Origin of the sequence: Borrelia hispanica CRI, from assembly GCF_000500065.1 — a bacterium.
Lineage (GTDB): Bacteria > Spirochaetota > Spirochaetia > Borreliales > Borreliaceae > Borrelia > Borrelia hispanica.
In genome coordinates this window covers 1-17,884 of record NZ_AYOU01000164.1, presented here as the reverse complement: position 1 = coordinate 17,884, position 17,884 = coordinate 1, and the positions used below count along the sequence as shown (strand labels likewise).

Below are 17,884 nucleotides of genomic sequence, written 5' to 3'. Positions count from 1 at the left end.
TATTTTAATGACAATACAAGAAGCAATAAAAAATGCAAAGCAATATAATTTAAACACTATCGAAATTCTACTACTACTTGAAAAAATCCTAAATATTAGAAAAGAACTAATCCTTGCAAATACAAATCAAAATCTAACACAACAAGAAGAATATAAACTATTTTCTCAAATAAATAATATAAAATCAGGAATCCCTATACACTATATACTTGGCACAAAAGAATTTATGGGAATCAAATTCTATATCAACAAACACGTACTAATTCCTAGAGAAGATACAGAATGTTTAGTAGAAGAAGCATTGATTCAAATTAAAAAAAATAATTTAAGTAAAATTCTAGATTTATGTTGTGGAAGTGGATGTATTGGATTAACAATTGCATATTATCTTAAACAAAAAGTAACACTATCCGACATTTCAGTACAAGCTTTAAAAGTATCATTAAAAAATACACAAAGACTAAATTTAACAAATTATATAGAAATACAACGTTCAAATCTGTTAAAATACATAGATAAAAAGTTTGAACTAATAATAACTAATCCTCCTTACTTAACTAAAGATGAACTTAAGATAAAGGAAAAATTAGCAAAAGAACCAAGAATAGCACTCTTAGGATTTGGAAAAAATGGACTTAAAATTGCAAAAAAAATAATAAAACAAGCAAAATACAAATTAACTAAAAATGGACTCTTAATATTAGAAATGGCTCCGTGGCAAAAAAAATCTCTAGAAAAGTTTGCGATACAAGAAGGTTTTACATATTTAAAAACTATATATGATATTGAAAATAGAGAAAGGGCATTACTTTTAAGGATAAAACATGATACAAGTCTATGAAATTGCATACTTACTTAAAATAAATGATATTGATAAATTAAAAAATATTTTCAGGAAAACTGTAGATAATAATTATCAAGATGACATTCAAAAAAAACTAATATTTAAATCTCTTGAAATATCAGAACAATTACACTACGGACAATATAGAGAAAGTAAAGAACCATATGTAATTCACCCAATAATGGTTGCACTATTTCTCATAAAATTCCAGTTAGATTTCAAAACAATAATAGCTGGTCTACTACATGATGTTTTAGAAGACACCAGTGTTCAAAAAGAAGAAATCATTAAAGAATTTGATCAAGAAGTTTTCAGTCTAATTGATGGAGTAACCAAAATTCATGATTTACACAATAAAACAAGAGCAATCAAAGAAGCAAATACAATCTCAAAAATGTTTTTTGCAATGACTCATGACATTAGAATAATAATAATAAAACTTGCAGATAAATTACACAATATGGCAACGCTTTCTCACTTACCTAAAAATCGAAGAGAAAGAATTGCAAGAGATTGTCTTGCAACTTACGTACCAATTGCAGAAAGGCTTGGTATCTCATCTCTTAAAATATATCTTGAAGACTTATCATTAAAATACCTTTATCCAAAAGAATATAAAGAAATAAAAAATTTTTTATCCGCAACAAAGATAGAAAGAGAAAAAAAATTATATAAAGGAAAATTAATAATAGAAAAAGAACTCAAAAAAATTGGAATTGACGTCACAATTACAGTGCGCTCAAAACATTTTTACTCAATATTTAGAAAAATGAAAACACGAAATAACAATATTTCTCAAATTTTTGATACTTTGGGAATAAGAATAATTTGCAAAAAACAAAAAGAATGTTACGAAATACTAGAAATCGTACATAAAGTTTGGAAACCAATACCTGGAAGACTTAAAGACTATATAGCCATTCCTAAAGAAAACAAATACCAATCTCTACATACAACTGTCAGAATACCTGAAGATAATCAATTAATTGAAATACAAATTAGAACAGAAGAAATGGATAAAATTGCCAAATACGGTGTTGCTGCCCACTGGCTTTATAAAGAACAAGTTGAATTAAAAGCTGATGATATATCATTTATCAATCGAATTAAAAAATGGCAACAAGAATCAGCTAATAAAAATCAATACTCAATGCACGATATACATAAGGAACTTTTAAATACATTTATATATGTCTATACACCAGAAGGAGAAATAGTCGAACTTCCATTTGGTTCAAACTCAATTGACTTTGCATATACAATACATACAGATATTGGGGATCAAGCACTTTATGCAAAAATCAATGGCAAAATTAGTTCATTAACCAAACCATTAAAAAACGAACAAATTGTTGAAATATTCACATCTGAAGAAGCAAAACCTGATGTAATTTGGTTGAATAGTGTTAGAACAAAAAAAGCACGTTCAAAAATTAGATCTTGGCTCAATAAAAATGACAATACAATATTTGTAGACAATAACATAATTGCATACCTTATCGGAGAAAATAAAGAACAAAAAAGACTATTTAGTCTATTTAAATCTTTAACAAAATCTAAACTCAAAAGCATTACAATAGCTTCTGATTGTAACCCATTAACAGGTGAAGATATTATTGGTTTAATACAAAAAGATACAATAGTGGTTCATAAAGAAAATTGTAGAGAAATTACATATCAGAAAAAAAACCATCTGGTAGAAGTAGAATGGGAAGCAACACCAACAAGGAAAGTGTATCATATTATAATATTTTTAAAAAATTTAAAAGACCTCTTTAATTACTTAGATAATCTATTTACAACATTTGATGTAAGACTTATTAGCGAAAAAATAGAAGACTGTGGAAATGGACACGGAATAATAAATATTATAATATTATCAAACCATAAAAATGTATCAATGATTTTTAATTCACTTAAAGAAAATCCTAACGTACTTCAAATAATGCAAGTGGAAGAAGACATAAAAAACTATGACAATTAAGATACTATTCTTAATTTTAATAAATATATCCATTTTACATAAAACAATAAAAGCAGATGAAAAAGAACAATATAACAAACAAATAATAACACATATTACAAAAATCAATATGTTAAATAAATCTTTAGATAAAATAGAAAGAATAAAAAACACTTATAATTATATAAAAAAATACTTTATAGAAAATCACATTCAATATAAAGAACATTCACTCCAAGAAATTGGATTTATTGGATACTCACATAAAACAATTCACACAAAAATAAAAGGAAAAGAAAAAACCATTTATAACATAATTATACCAATAGAAACACAATACAAGTTGAAAAATAATCTAGCAATTGCCATTGCCATTACATTAATAAATAACTTTAAGAACAAAGAAATTAAAAACAGCATAAATATATATTTTATAGAAGATGATTCACACAAACAAATATCAACAATAAATAGCAGATTATTATTAAACAGTAATACTTTTGAAAAAGATATAAATACAATATATTTAATGTTAAATGAAGATAAAAAAAACAACTTAATAGAATTTAAAAATCAATCAAATATAATAAACTCAAAAACAAATTTAAGTTTTTTAAAAAACTTTATAAAAACATTTGAAAACAATAAAGTAAATTTCAGTGTATCAAAAATAACAAATAAAAATATTAATGAAATATATAATTTATATCTAAAAGAAAAAATTCCAATTTTAATCATAAGCAACAATAGAGAACATTCTCTTTTAAAATATATCAAAAAAAATAATCCTTATGATATTTATAAAGCAATAGAAGAAACAATTAAAACTAAAAACAATATTCAAAATGAAGATACACTACACTATATTATTATTAACACTCTATTTAAAAAATGGATTATTAATGAAATTACACTTATCATAGCAATATATGCCATTTACAACTTTATTATATTAATAATGATTACAAGATTCAAAAAAACCAGCATCATACTAAGAAAAACAAAAGAAAATTATCATAAAATTATAAAACTATTTTCTATATTATTTCTAAGCACATACATTTCTATCCTATTTACAAATAAAATGCTATTTGCATACGAAAATATCATAGATTATGATATTATAAACCCAGTATATTTGGTAAATTTTTTCCTAACCTTATTTAACTTCAATCTAATATCCTACTTTGCATACAATTATAAAATACATCTAAACTTAAAAGAACTTAAATACCTAGCAATATCAATTTCCATAGTTGAGTTTATCATAGTGTTATATATCAAAATAGAATTTATTTTAATCACTATACTCAAAAATATATTAATACTAATGATTCCTAATAAAACAAAAATCTTAAAAAAACTAATAATAATATTCATTTGGGTAATAAATCTTATATTAATAACGTCAATACAAACAACTTTAATGATATCAAGACCTATTGAACTAAGCTATTTCATAGCAATATCACTATTCTCAGCAATACTTGCCAATATTGTAGAACATTTAAAACACAAAACTACAACAATAAAACAAGAATTTCAAAAATCAGAAAAGATCGAATTTATAATTCTTCTCTTAATAATCGCCATCATCATAATCTCACACGATATAGAAAAAATTGCAACAATAAAAATATCCCAAACAATAAGCTTCCCAGAACACAACAATGAAATTAATGTCAAATATTTACAAAACAACAAAAATACAATTCAACTTGCAATGAAAGATTTCAATTTAAAATTAGATAAAAATCAAACACAAATAAAAAAGGAAACCAAGATACAAGAAAAATTAATAGACGTATCTTTTCACAAAATAGACGCAGCAGAGCGATCTATTTATACAATTAAAATCACCACAACAAAAATTGCAGAACAAATTCATTTACACATAGAAAATGCATCTGAACTCATTGTATATCAAAGTAATACACCATACAAAATAGTATCTAACAATATAATATTCACAGCAAACAATATCAAAAGCAATATAACAAACATAACCTTCACAATTAAGTGCAAAGAAGACATTAAATATAATGCTTTTATCTACTTTGATACTAATAAACATGAAATCAAAATATACGATCAAAAAACAAAAAAAGAAATAAAAAATACAAATATAGATTATTCATACACAATCAAATATTCTGGAATACTTCCAAAATCATCCAAACAAGATTTAGATCCCTTCTTTAAACTTCAAGACGATAAAGAAATTGAAAATTTGAAAAATTTAAATTTAAACTAACTCTCCAACCTATTAAAATCAATTTTACCCTTACGCTTTTCATAACTCTCAAAAGCCAAAGTGATTAATTTATCAACTAAACTCTCATAATCAAGACCATCATGTTCACACATTTTAGCAAACATAGAAATATCTGTAAAACCTGGAATTGTATTTACCTCATTAACATAAAGTAAATTGGTATCTTTTGATATCAAAAAATCAATCCTTGCCATCCCTCTAAGTTCCAAATATTTATAAGTCAAAAATGCATATTCTTTAACATCTAATAAATGTTTCATATCAAGATGAGCCGGAATATTAAACACAATTGAATCTCCAGGAATAGTAGAATACTTAGCATCATAATCATAAAATACAAAATCCTGCACAACAATTTCACCAGGTGTAAATATTTTAATTTGATCATTCCCAATAACAGCACATTCAATTTCTCTTGCTTTAATAAATTTTTCTACAACAACTGTCAAATCATATTCAAAAGCTTCTTCAATATATTTTTCAATCTGAGCAACATTATATGCAACATTAATTCCAATTGAAGAACCTAATACAGAAGGCTTCACAATTACAGGATAATTTAATTTATTCTTTATATCCTCTTTAATTCCCTCTTTATTTAAAAGATAATCATCTTTTTTAAATCCAATAAAAGACACTACAGGAATATTAAAACTTTTAAGCAAAACCTTACAGAAATATTTATTAATAGAAATAGCACTTCCTAAAATACCAGCACCAACACAAGGAATATCCATCATCTTTACAAATCCCTGAATAGCACCATCCTCACCTGTTCTTCCATGAATAATAGGAAATATAACATCTATCTCAAGAGATTTATTATTCACAAATATCCCACAACCAGGAATAAAACTAATAATAGAAGTAATATCTCTTTTAATCAATTCAGCACTACTGGGAACAGAATCTAACAAATACCAAATCCCAGTAACTTTATCAATAAAAACTGAAAATACATTATACTTATCAAGTTTTAAAAGAGATAAATAAATCCCATAAGCAGATCTAAGAGAAATCTCATGCTCAAAAGAAACTCCTCCAAATATTAACATAAGATTTTTTTTCATAACACTAACCCCTATTTTTTCAAACTTAAAATAATATCTTTAATAACCGCTTGTTCATCCCAAAAAATACTCTTATCTTTATATATTATTGAACTTTCATGCCCCTTTCCAAGAGTAACCACCAAATCATCACCACATGCAATATTTATTGCTTTTTCAATTGCACATTTTCTATCAGGAATAAAAAACAAATCTTTATTTAAGGTTTTTGTTACAATTCCTTCTGCAATATCTCTAATTATTTGCATAGAATCCTCACCTCTTGGATCCTCATCACAAAGTATTATTATATCTGAATACTCATCTGCAATTTCTCCCTGCAATCTTCTCTTAAGAATATCTCTCTCCCCAGCAGAACCAAAAACAGAAATTAAACGCTTTTTTGCAAGTCTTCTAAATATGGGAAACATTTTAAGAAAAGCACCTGGTGTATGTGCATAATCAACAATTAAAGAAAAATCTTGGCCAAAGTTAATATCTTGCATGCGTCCACAAAGACTCTTAATATTGATAAGCTTAGAAATAAGTTTTAAAATATCAAATTTCATAACTTGACTAACAACAATTAAGGCAGCCATAACATTCTCAACATTAAAACTACCCGTCAGATTAACTCTAGAAGCATATTTAATGTTATTATGATAAAACTCAAATTCAGTAAAACCCATTTGTTCATTAATCTTACTTACAAAAAAATCAGCTTTTTCATTTTTTAAACTATAGGTATAAGTCCTTTTAATAGAATTCATAAACATAGAAAAGTGATTATCATCCATATTGATAATACCAAAACCACCATTAAAATCTGCAGAATAAAAAAGATTAAGCTTGGCTCTCAAATAATTCTGCATGGTACCATGAAATTCAAGATGTTCATGAGTGATATTAGTCAAAACAGCAACAGAATATTCAATATCAAGAAGCCTTGATGTCCTATCATCAAGACCATGAGAAGTTGATTCAATAATAGCATATTCAACATTATTATCCACCATTTTACTGAGAACTAAATGAATTTCTGTTGATTCTGGAGTAGACTGCCTATAGGGATTTTTAACTAAAATACCACTTCCATCTTCAAGAAACACCGTTGAGATAAACCCAACTTTAACACCCATAGATTTTAATAAAGTATAAATATAAAAACAAACAGAACTCTTACCATCAGTGCCTGTAACACCAATAATTTTAAGCTTTTTTGAGGGCTCATCATAAAAAACATGAGCAAAATTTGACATAAATCTTTTTATATTACAAGGATCAACTCTAATATACGTTACGTTGGAATCATAAAAATCAATATCATTAGTATGAACAATAACATTACTACCTCGTTGAATTGCTGATTCAATAAATTTTTGACCATCAAAATGCAGTCCAGGAAGAGCAAAAAAAACGAAATTAAATGAAACACATCTTGAATCATATGCAAGTCCCAATATTTCCACTTCACAAGACCCTATAATTTTTTGTATCAAATTTTGATTTAATTTAAATAAAACATCATTAAGTACTTTTCTATTCATATTCATAAAGTTTACAAAAATAAAATTTATTTTTATATAAAAATTTCAAAAGAGAATACCCAAAAAATCAATTATTATTTAAACTATAAAAGTGAAAAAAGACTGTTTACAATTCAAATATTTTTTTATAAACTAACTAATGTTTCATATGGCGCTGTACCCAAGTGGCTAAGGGAAAAGTCTGCAAAACTTTGATTCGCCGGTTCGAATCCGGTCGGCGCCTTGTAAACAAGGCTTAAAGGTCAATGTGTTTTTTATAAAGGCAAACAAAATTAAAGACAATGATTTTAAGATAAATTAAAATAATAACTATGTTAGAATTAATCATTATATTAATACTTGTAATATTATCGGCGATTTTCTCAGCATCAGAAACAGCCTATACATCATTAAGCCTCATCCAACTTCAAGACATAAAGAAAAAAGGCAAATTAGGAACAGTAGTATACAATTTATCACAAAACCCATCAAAACTCGTCACAACAATTTTAATTGGCAATAATATTGCTAATATAACAGCAAGCACTCTGACAACAAAATTTGTTCTTGATAAATATGGTAATAATTCTCTTGCATTTTCAACTGGAATCATAACAATAATAGTACTCATCTGTTCAGAAATATTTCCTAAACAGATTGCAATCCTAAATAATGAGAGTATAGTCTTATATACCTCTATTTTCATTAAAACATTAACAATAATATTTACACCAGCAATATACATAATTAATGGAATAGTCAAAATTTTATTAAGTCTATGCAAAATAACAACAAATCAAAAAATAACTAAAGATAGTATAAAAAATATGTTGTCTTTAGCCGAAAAATTAGGAATTTTAGAAAATGACGACAGAATATTCATGCAAAAAATGCTAAATATAGGAGAAGTTAGGGCGTCTGAAATTATGACACATAGAACAGAAGTATTTTCACTCTCAAGTACATCAAAATTAAAAGATAAAATTAAACTAATTAAAAAAGAAGGATATTCCAGAATTCCCATATATAAAGGTCAAAATAGAGAACAAATAATAGGAATCTTAATAACTAAAGATTTAATTGAAATAAGTAAAAAAAAACTTGAAAAAAATATTATTAAATTCATAAAGCCTGCTGTTTTTGTACAGCAAAACAAAAGAATAAAAGACATATTAGATATCATGAGACAAAAACAAAAAATAATGGCAATTGTTATTGATGAGTACGGTGGATTTTCAGGAATACTGACAGTAGAAGACATAATGGAAAAAATTTTCGGTGCAATATTTGATGAATATGATTTCGAAGAGAAAAAACAACTTATTACTAAAAAAGACGACAACATTTACTTAATATCAGGAGAAACAACATTTGATGAAATTGAAGAAACAGTAGGAATTAAAATTCAACATAAAGACTACATCAATACAATGGGAGGATACATCATGGACTTACTTGACAAAATACCTACAAAAGGAGAACGGGTTAATACAGAACATGGAGAATATCTCATAGAAGAAATTCAAAACCATAAAATAAAAAAAATAACATTTAAAAAAATTCAAAAGGAATAAAATATTTGGAAAAATTGTTTATTAAGTAAAGTTAAATATAAACATAAAATACACCTTATACAAAATATTAGGGGATTAATCATGAAATACATATTTTAAAATATAGTAATAAAAAGGGAGGAAAAATGTTAAATAACATCTTAAATTTTTTTAACAAAACATATGAATATACTATAATTCTAATTATATTAGTAATAATATTAATAATCACCATTGCAAATGTTTTCATTGTTGGACCATCTGATGAAGCGGTCATTCTTCGTCTTGGTAAATTAAATAGGATACTTGAACCAGGAATACATATCAAAATTCCATTAATTGAAGAAAAATTAATTGTACCAGTAAAGATCATACAAGAAGTTAAATTTGGGTTTAATCCAAACAACAATATGGTAAGCAATCCAGATGAAGATGAAGGAATTATTATTACTGGAGACTTAAATATAATTAAGGTTGAATGGTTAGTACAATATAAAATCAGTGATCCATATTCTTTTATGTTCAAAGTAGAAGATCCAGAAAAAACCATCACAGACATTGCAAAAGCATCAATGAACAGATTAATTGGAGACAATACTATTTTTGAAATCATTAACGATAACAGGGTTGGTGTCACAGAAGGAGTAAGAGATTCTATGAATGAAATTATTAAAACATATAATTTAGGAATCGATATTATACAGGTACAAATCAGGAATGCCATGCCACCAAAAGGAAAAGTTTATGAAGCATTTGAAGATGTTAATATTGCAATCCAAGATAAAAATAAATTTATAAATGAAGGAAAAAAAGAATTTAATCAAATTATTCCAAAAATCAGAGGTGAAGCACTCAAAATCATAGAAGAAGCTAAAGGATATAAAGAAAACAGAATAAATAGTGCATTAGCTGAAACTGCCATATTTAATGCAATTCTAGATGCATACATAAAAGATCCAGAAATTACAAGAGAGCGAATATATAATGAAACAATGAAAGAAATTCTTGAAAATAAAGACAATATTGAAATTATTGACAAAAACTTAAAAAATTTCCTTCCATTTAAGGAGGTTAAGTAAATGAAATATATACTAAAATTTTTACTCTATTTTGCTAAGATTTTAGCTTTTACATTAATGTTCGGATTAATATTATTAGCTATAACACAACCAATCTACATTTTAAAAGAAAATGAAATTTCGATAACTACAAGACTCGGTAAAATTGAGAGAACAGAAAATACAGCTGGTCTTAAATATAAAATCCCATTTATTGAAAATGTACACATTTTTCCTAAATACATACTTAGATGGGATGGAGAACCTCAAAGAATTCCAACAGGAGGAGAAGAAAAACAATTAATCTGGATAGATACAACTGCTAGATGGAAAATTGTAGACATTAATAAATTTTATACAGCAATCAAAACAATGTTTAGAGCTTCTATTATAATTAATGCAGCTATTGAACCTGCAGTAAGAGGTGTCATTGCAAAATATCCTTTACTTGAAATTATAAGAAGTTCAAATGACCCCATTCAACGCCTATCTGATGGAATATTAACTCCACAAGACATTACAAATAATACAACCTATAAAATCACAAAAGGCCGAAAAATAATTGAAAACGAAATAATTGAAGTATCTAATCAAAATACAAAAGATATTGGAATTGAAATTGTAGATGTACTTATTAGAAAAATTGGTTATGATCCAAGTTTAATTGATTCCGTACACAACAGAATGATTTCAGAAAGACAACAAGTAGCAGAAGAACAAAGAAGTATAGGGATTGCTGAGAAAACAGAAATTCTTGGTAGTATTGAAAAAGAAAAACTCAAACTATTAAGTGAAGCAAGGGCAGAAGCTGCTAAAATTAAAGCTGAAGGAGATAGTAAAGCTGCACAAATTTATGCAAATGCTTATGGACAAAATGCTGAATTTTATAAATTATGGCAATCACTAGAAAGTTATAAAATAACACTTAAAGATAAACGAAAAATATTTTCAACAGATATGGATTTTTTTAAATACTTACATCATACAAAATAAAAATTGGTTTCAATTGCATTAAAAATCAAAACATAAATAAATATCAAAGAAACAAACTATAAAATGGGTATATACTATCAGTATTAAGGCCCATTCATTTTTTTATTTAAAAAAAATAATACAAATATTGCTTTTAAATAAGAAAATATAAAATTAATTACTATATAACCTAGTCTCCATCACTCAAAAACTACAAACAACTTATTATTAAACAATACTTACCATCATTTACTTAAATCATTAAACAACAATCAAAATTAATAACATTTAATATTGATCATTTCCTTTGCTAAGTTATATAAAGACAGAAAAAATTGACTACTCTTTTTTATTGACATACAAAAATTAAAAAATTTTAATAGCTCTTTATTTGATTGACAAAAAACTTTGTTTATGAAACAATTGTTTCTGTTAATAAAAATTACAATGTCAAAATTTAAGCCGTTATAGCTCAGTTGGTAGAGCAAAGGACTGAAAATCCTTGTGTCGGGAGTTCGATTCTCCCTGACGGCAATACGAATGAAAGGCTTTGTCAGGCAAGAATATATTTCAAATAAAGGAGTAAGGAAAAGCTTTAAATTCGGTTATTAAGAAGCTACATAAAATTATGTTACAAAACATCACCTTATTTAAATTAATAGCATATAAGACAAATCCTTATCTCGCAAATGCAATTTTCCTGTACGACAATGCTTAAAACTTTAAGAGGATTTCAATGATTCTCAAAGAAATAAAAAAAATAGAAGACTTAACAGAAAAGGATATAATATTTTCAAACATTGGAAACTTAACTAAATTAAGTACAAAGGTAAATAAAAAAATCATAACATTTTTAAAAAAAGGAAATGTTTCACATATCCCGGTTATAAACAATTATGAAAATATCTCACATGAAACATTAGTCAGTACAATTAATAAAGAACTTTTAAACAACAAATTAAATTTTTTAAAAGAAGAACTAATAGAAGCATCAAAAGATATATATAAGCCATTCTCAGAAAAGGATAAAATATTCACAATTTCAGGGAAAAAAACAACAATTAATTTAAATACATTAATGGAAAGAGAACCCGATTCCATCTATAGTAAGGAAATTATTGAAGGTAGTTTTAAAATTTTGCCAAGACATAAAATAATCTCTATTCAAAAAATATTATCAACAATCTATGATTATTTTGATTTTCAAAAAATCATAGATCAAGATAATCTCCATAATAAAACAATAAAAAAACTAAACTTGCTGTCAATCAGAAGAGATTATGAATTTTTTAGAGAACAAATACAAACAGAAGGTGACTCCATATTAATACATGCAATTGATACTACAATTTATTTTTTATTCACTATTGCACAGTTAAATAAAGAGCGAGCAGCAAAAAATGCACCAAGATCAACATCAAAATTTTTTATTGATAAATCACACTATACAGAATTTACAGAATTTTTTTACGATAATGATATTATAATACAAGCTGCACTTGGAGTACTGTTACACCCAATTGGGCTTATGCATATCACAATACTACAAAAAATAAGAAACAAAATTAGTATTAAACAAAACGATACAGAAAAACAACTTTTCTCTAAAATAGAACTTTTAGAGAAAAGTATTAATATTTCTAAAAATTTATTTAGAATGAGAGATGATATTTCTGCTATTACAAAAATGATAATTAATGGACAAAAAAATTACCTTAATAACAAAAATCACACAGAAACAACAAAAAAATTCACACATGAACTTATCAGAATTTTTTGCATAATAGATACTTATGATGAAATGATTAATCCAATAATAATTAAAGAACCCGTTAATCCATTAGAAGCAATTGAATTTTTAAATCAAAACAGCGAAAAATATTATTGGGATAAAGACAAACCAGACGAATATTTACGAAATAAAAAATTTGACATAGAAATGCTAAAAAATTTTTTAAAAGTACTTGCACCATTTGATTATGGCACGATAATAAACGTACACACAAAAAATTGCAATGAACCTATATTTAAAGCTGTCGTTTTTAAATATACAATGGATGTTTTGCCTATTTTATCCATAATACAACAAAAAGACAAATCATATAAAATTGGAGATATATTACTAAACCTCGAATCTAGAGAAATAATAATAAAAGGACAAAATGGAGAAATTAAAAAAAGCCCATTTAAAAACACTGATAAATTTGAATTAAGACATAACATTGAAGAACTTCAAAGTGAACAATTTCAACTATTAGATTCTACTCAGAATTAACAATTTATATATCAAGATTAACTTCAAAAAAATCAAGTCTTGAACCTCCATATTTTCTAAAATCATATTTTGAGAGTCTTAAAATATTATTATCCAAATTTTCTCTAGCAGGATAATGAATAATAATTTTTGCATTTTTATTTAAACTTTTATTTTTTGATATTATCTCAAGTAAATTTTTTTTCAAAGGATAGCTAAAAGGAGGATCAAGATAAATTAAATCATAAAAAAGATTTCTCTTTGCAAGGAAGAATTCTGCTTTTGTAAAAAAAAATTTATAAGGTTCACTTACAATATCAAAATTTTTAATCAAAACATTTCTAGAAAATTTATTATAATCAACAAGATGTACAAGACTGGCTCCTCTACTTAAAGCCTCAAGAGACATTATTCCAGTCCCAGTAAATACATCAAGAAAATTTATTCCCGAAATCTGATTAAACAAAATAGAAAAAAATGCTTCTCTAATAATAGCCATCACAGGCCGCACATCACCTACTCTAGGACAAGCAACTTTCCATCCCTTATATTTCCCCGAACTTACATGCATAAGGATGCATTCTAAATCATTTTTCAAAAATATTAAATATATACATAAACCAAATTTTGATATAATTTTGTTTAAGAGAGACAAAATATGAAAGGTATTATATTAGCAGCAGGATATGGCACAAGATTTTTACCCATAACAAAAACTATTCCAAAAGAAATGTTACCAATCTTAAATAAACCATCAATTGATTATATTATTGAAGAATTTATTAATTCTGGAATTAAAGAAATACTCATCATAACTTCAAGAAGAAAAAAAGTTTTAGATAATTACTTCGACAGAGAAGTTGAACTTGAACATACATTCATCAAAGAATGCCAAAAAGATTTTTTAGAAAAAATTAAACTTAAAGATATTAACATTTGTTTTATAAGACAAAATACAATGATGGGCACAGGACATGCATTACTTCATGCAAAGCCCTGGATAGGCAATGAAAGCGTAATAGTTGCATACCCCGATGATCTACATATTGGATCGCCACCCTTAACAGCACAATTAATAGAATTATATAAAAAAACTGGAAAAAATATACTATCCGTTATCGAAAATCCTAAAAATATCAATAGATACGGAGTAATAGAACTAAATCAAGATAATATTCATGTAAAAAATATAGTAGAAAAACCAGCAATTGGTCACGAACCAAGCAATAAAGCATCTATAGGAAGATTTTTATATACCAATGAATTTTTTAAATTTTTAGAAGAAGGTTTTAAATTTCACCAAAAAGGAGAATATCACCATATTTATGCATTAAAGAAATTAATGATTGAAAATAAAGTATTATACAAAAAAATTGAAGGAGAGAGGCTTGATATAGGTGATATTGAAGGTTATTTAGAAGCAATAATTAAAATTGCAAAACAAGATGATAAATTACTAAAGATCATAAACAATTTATTAAGGAATTAAATGACAATACTAACAAAATATCAAAAATTTTATGATACTCTTGAGATATTAAAAAAATATATAAATACAAACGTAGAAGAAAAAATTCTAAAATATAGTATCTTATCAAAACTTTACAAACTCAATGAAAAAGAAATTATAAATCTCATAACAATAAGTAAAAATTATGAACTTAAAAAAAATATCTTAAACATTACACTTGAAGAATATTATTACGAAGAAGCACAAGACAATAATATAAAAAACTGGATACTAGAAATCATTAAAGAAAAAAATTTACTTCAAATAAAAAAAGAAACTAATCTTATTAGCAAAAGACCTGGGATAACATATAAATTAAATTCAAGCAATTTTTTAAAAATAATTGAAATATCCAATAATAATCAATACACAAAAGAAAAAAAAGAATTATATAAACAATTAATATTAAATTTTTCTAACAACCTAAAAATAGAAAATTTAGAACCAACAATAGACATACTAATAGCAGTAAAATATAGAAACAAAGAAAAAATTAAACGCATACTTAAAGATAATTTATCATTTCAAAGATTATTTAAATCAAGCTTAAGCCAAAAACAAAACAGAGTAACCAAACTAAAAAAGCTACTTATTTTAACTTACTGGCCAGTAGGATGTCTGTCTAAGTCACTTTTTAATAAAATTTTAACAAAAAATTATAAATATATAATAGATGAAGTTTTAACTTTAAAATACGATGAAATTTTAAAATACTTAAAAACAATCAAGACATTTAGTCTTAATGAAATCTTTTATAAAGGATCAAATAAAAATTCAAATTTTAATTATTTCTTCAGTGAATTTACAAGATATACCCCAAAAGATTTTCAAAATACTTTCAAAACATATTTATTTTCACTTGAAAAAACAGCAATAAAACAATATCTAAAATGGTTTTTTAAAGATAAAGTACCACATGAATGGAAAGATTTCATTTTTACAATTGAATATATTGATACATATAAATTACTAAATATTGATACAAACATAGAAGACATGATTACCGCAAAATTTCAAGCAGAAGAATTTTTCATATCATTTGAAAAAATGAATTTCAATCCATATGAAAGCTCAAAAATATTTCAAAATAAAAAAATACGAAGAATATTTTTAATTAAGGTGATGAATTATATCAAAAAACATATCACAAAAATAGATACATATGGATGGATTTCATTTTATATATATGCAGATAAAAATGATAGGATACAAACAGAAAAAGATATAAAACAATTTTTCAAGAATAAAAATTTTGAAATTCAAAATCAAATATTTGTATATTTCCTATCTTTTTATCCCAATATTGATCAAAAACATTTTGAATTTATATCAGAAATAATGATATACCTTGATTCAAATAAAATCACAATCCCTCAAGAAATAATCCAAATGCAAAAAACAAGTCCTCATAAATTCAATTACTGCAAATCATATATTTTTGTAAAATCACTAACTCTAAGAACAAGAGTATTTAAAATACTAAACAAAAATATTAAACTAGAATTACTATTTCAACTAGAAGAATTTCAAAAAAAAATATCATTACTACCAGCCATATATTACATCGTTTACTATTACAAGTTAGATGCATTGAGAGAAGAACAAAAAATATCACCTAAACAAAAAGAAGAAATAATAAACTTCATTACATTTCTAAATCAAGAACAAAATAAATTTGATTCCAAGACACCATAAAATATAGAAATATTTACTTGAAAGTAATAAAATAATACATATAGAAGATATGAAGAAATGTTTATTATTGCTTAAAAATTTGATTGTCTTGATTATTTTATTACTAAATTCAAGCTTAGCATATTCTCAAAGACTAATTAAACTTGGACAAGAAGAAATAAAAAATAAAAATTATTCACAAGCAATAAAAATCTTAAGTGAAGCTATTCAAAAACATCCAAAAGAACAAGACGGATACTACTTCTTAGCAATAGCTTATAGAGAAAACAATCAATTAACAGAAGCAGAAGGTGCCCTTCTTGACGGAATTGCAATAGGGGGAAATATTGATTACAAATTATATTTTGAACTGGGAAACATAATGTTTAAACGAGGTAAAGGTTATTATAATTTAGCAATAAGATATTATTCTAGTTCTATCAAAAATATGCCCAACTATGATAAGGCACTCCTCAATAGAGCAAATTCTTATGTTGAACAAGGAAAAATTAATTTTAAAGAAAAAGATTACAAAAATGCATGGGATTCATACACCATGGCAATTCATGATTACTCTCAATTTATTACACTAAGATATGAAAGCTCAAAAAAAAATGCTATTTTACATATGATAAACCTTTTAAGAAACAAAAAAGCTGATCTAGAAAAACTCGACAAAACTTTACAAAATAGAAGTGAAGAACACATTGCCAAAGGTCAATCAAAAGAACAGAAAAATACGCAAAAATATGAAAACAAACAAGAATTAGGCACTGAGCAACAATCTTCAAACTCTCAACAACATAAAAATTCTCAAAATTTAACACAACACAACAATCAACAACATAAAAATCAACATCAAAACAATCAACTAACTCCTACTCAACACTCTCAACAACATAAAAATTCTCAAAATTTAACACAACACAACAATCAACAACAGAAAAATCAACATCAAAACAATCAACTAACTCCTACTCAACACCCTCAACAACATAAAAATTCTCAAAATTTAACACAACACAACAATCAACAACATAAAAATCAACATCAAAATAATCAACTAACTCCTACTCAACACCCTCAACAACATAAAAATTCTCAAAATTTAACACAACACAACAATCAACAACATAAAAATCAACATCAAAACAATCAACTAACTCCTACTCAACACTCTCAACAACATAAAAATTCTCAAAATTT

At 25.4% G+C, this 17,884-nt stretch carries 13 protein-coding genes and 2 tRNA genes; 12 read left to right on the top strand and 3 right to left on the bottom strand.

The window, feature by feature from the left end:
• The first annotated feature begins 7 nt into the window (after positions 1 to 7).
• Genes prmC through U880_RS0108465 form a run of 3 tightly spaced genes read left to right on the top strand, consistent with a single transcriptional unit; the run spans position 8 to position 5,061 of the window.
• Positions 8 to 841, top strand: a complete 834-nt coding sequence (gene prmC / locus U880_RS0108475; RefSeq protein ID WP_024655599.1) for a peptide chain release factor N(5)-glutamine methyltransferase — start codon at positions 8 to 10, stop codon at positions 839 to 841.
• Positions 825 to 2,828 carry a RelA/SpoT family protein gene (locus tag U880_RS0108470; protein ID WP_024655598.1) on the top strand — a complete coding sequence of 668 codons (2,004 nt, stop codon included), beginning with the start codon at positions 825 to 827 and terminating at the stop codon, positions 2,826 to 2,828. The genes prmC and U880_RS0108470 overlap by 17 nt, the downstream gene beginning before the upstream one ends.
• Complete coding sequence (locus tag U880_RS0108465; RefSeq protein WP_024655597.1) at positions 2,818 to 5,061, top strand: ligand-binding sensor domain-containing protein; 2,244 nt, start codon at positions 2,818 to 2,820, stop codon at positions 5,059 to 5,061. Before U880_RS0108470 ends, U880_RS0108465 begins: the two co-directional genes overlap by 11 nt.
• On the opposite strand, the gene U880_RS0108460 is transcribed toward U880_RS0108465, so the two are convergent.
• Positions 5,058 to 6,152: a D-alanine--D-alanine ligase gene (locus U880_RS0108460; protein WP_024655596.1), complete on the bottom strand. Its 1,095-nt coding sequence runs from the start codon at positions 6,150 to 6,152 to the stop codon at positions 5,058 to 5,060. The genes U880_RS0108465 and U880_RS0108460 overlap by 4 nt on opposite strands.
• Before the next feature lie 11 nt (positions 6,153 to 6,163).
• Positions 6,164 to 7,678: a UDP-N-acetylmuramoyl-L-alanyl-D-glutamate--2,6-diaminopimelate ligase gene (locus tag U880_RS0108455; RefSeq protein WP_024655595.1), complete on the bottom strand. Its 1,515-nt coding sequence runs from the start codon at positions 7,676 to 7,678 to the stop codon at positions 6,164 to 6,166.
• A gap of 150 nt (positions 7,679 to 7,828) precedes the next feature.
• Between U880_RS0108455 and U880_RS0108450 the strand changes: the two genes are divergently transcribed.
• The 6 genes from U880_RS0108450 (at position 7,829) to U880_RS0108425 (ending at position 13,515) form a co-directional block, all read left to right on the top strand.
• Positions 7,829 to 7,901: transfer RNA gene (locus U880_RS0108450), tRNA-Cys, on the top strand.
• Positions 7,902 to 7,989: 88 nt separating this feature from the next.
• Positions 7,990 to 9,231, top strand: coding sequence for a hemolysin family protein (locus tag U880_RS0108445; RefSeq protein WP_024655594.1), 1,242 nt, complete (start codon positions 7,990 to 7,992; stop codon positions 9,229 to 9,231).
• A gap of 125 nt (positions 9,232 to 9,356) precedes the next feature.
• Entirely contained in the window at positions 9,357 to 10,289 is a 933-nt protein-coding gene (gene hflK, locus U880_RS0108440; protein ID WP_024655593.1) for an FtsH protease activity modulator HflK, read from the top strand.
• Entirely contained in the window at positions 10,290 to 11,261 is a 972-nt protein-coding gene (gene hflC / locus U880_RS0108435) for a protease modulator HflC (protein WP_024655592.1), read from the top strand.
• Between the two features lie 440 nt (positions 11,262 to 11,701).
• A tRNA-Phe gene (locus U880_RS0108430) sits at positions 11,702 to 11,774 on the top strand.
• A gap of 202 nt (positions 11,775 to 11,976) precedes the next feature.
• Positions 11,977 to 13,515 carry an HD-GYP domain-containing protein gene (locus U880_RS0108425; RefSeq protein WP_024655591.1) on the top strand — a complete coding sequence of 513 codons (1,539 nt, stop codon included), beginning with the start codon at positions 11,977 to 11,979 and terminating at the stop codon, positions 13,513 to 13,515.
• A 4-nt stretch (positions 13,516 to 13,519) separates the two neighbouring features.
• On the opposite strand, the gene rsmD is transcribed toward U880_RS0108425, so the two are convergent.
• The gene (gene rsmD / locus U880_RS0108420) at positions 13,520 to 14,065 is read right to left on the bottom strand and encodes a 16S rRNA (guanine(966)-N(2))-methyltransferase RsmD (protein ID WP_235048054.1); all 546 of its coding nucleotides are present in this window, start codon (positions 14,063 to 14,065) and stop codon (positions 13,520 to 13,522) included.
• An 87-nt stretch (positions 14,066 to 14,152) separates the two neighbouring features.
• Here rsmD and U880_RS0108415 point away from each other — a divergent pair, with 87 nt between their 5' ends.
• The 3 genes from U880_RS0108415 to U880_RS11915 all read left to right on the top strand — a co-directional run.
• Positions 14,153 to 14,983 carry a sugar phosphate nucleotidyltransferase gene (locus tag U880_RS0108415; protein WP_024655589.1) on the top strand — a complete coding sequence of 277 codons (831 nt, stop codon included), beginning with the start codon at positions 14,153 to 14,155 and terminating at the stop codon, positions 14,981 to 14,983.
• On the top strand, positions 14,984 to 16,699 hold the full coding sequence (locus tag U880_RS0108410; RefSeq protein ID WP_024655588.1) for a BB_0208 family protein: 1,716 nt from the start codon (positions 14,984 to 14,986) through the stop codon (positions 16,697 to 16,699).
• Positions 16,700 to 16,748: 49 nt separating this feature from the next.
• On the top strand, positions 16,749 to 17,884 hold a 1,136-nt coding region (locus tag U880_RS11915; protein ID WP_024655587.1), incomplete at its 3' end, for a tetratricopeptide repeat protein.

Excerpts from the sequence above, each read along its gene's own strand:
- prmC (WP_024655599.1), top strand. The coding sequence starts at position 8 with ATGACAATACAAGAAGCAATAAAAAATGCAAAGCAATATAATTTAAAC.
- U880_RS0108470 (WP_024655598.1), top strand. The coding sequence starts at position 825 with ATGATACAAGTCTATGAAATTGCATACTTACTTAAAATAAATGATATT.
- U880_RS0108465 (WP_024655597.1), top strand. The coding sequence starts at position 2,818 with ATGACAATTAAGATACTATTCTTAATTTTAATAAATATATCCATTTTA.
- U880_RS0108460 (WP_024655596.1), bottom strand. The coding sequence starts at position 6,152 with ATGAAAAAAAATCTTATGTTAATATTTGGAGGAGTTTCTTTTGAGCAT.
- U880_RS0108455 (WP_024655595.1), bottom strand. The coding sequence starts at position 7,678 with ATGAATAGAAAAGTACTTAATGATGTTTTATTTAAATTAAATCAAAAT.
- U880_RS0108445 (WP_024655594.1), top strand. The coding sequence starts at position 7,990 with ATGTTAGAATTAATCATTATATTAATACTTGTAATATTATCGGCGATT.
- hflK (WP_024655593.1), top strand. The coding sequence starts at position 9,357 with ATGTTAAATAACATCTTAAATTTTTTTAACAAAACATATGAATATACT.
- hflC (WP_024655592.1), top strand. The coding sequence starts at position 10,290 with ATGAAATATATACTAAAATTTTTACTCTATTTTGCTAAGATTTTAGCT.
- U880_RS0108425 (WP_024655591.1), top strand. The coding sequence starts at position 11,977 with ATGATTCTCAAAGAAATAAAAAAAATAGAAGACTTAACAGAAAAGGAT.
- rsmD (WP_235048054.1), bottom strand. The coding sequence starts at position 14,065 with ATGCATGTAAGTTCGGGGAAATATAAGGGATGGAAAGTTGCTTGTCCT.
- U880_RS0108415 (WP_024655589.1), top strand. The coding sequence starts at position 14,153 with ATGAAAGGTATTATATTAGCAGCAGGATATGGCACAAGATTTTTACCC.
- U880_RS0108410 (WP_024655588.1), top strand. The coding sequence starts at position 14,984 with ATGACAATACTAACAAAATATCAAAAATTTTATGATACTCTTGAGATA.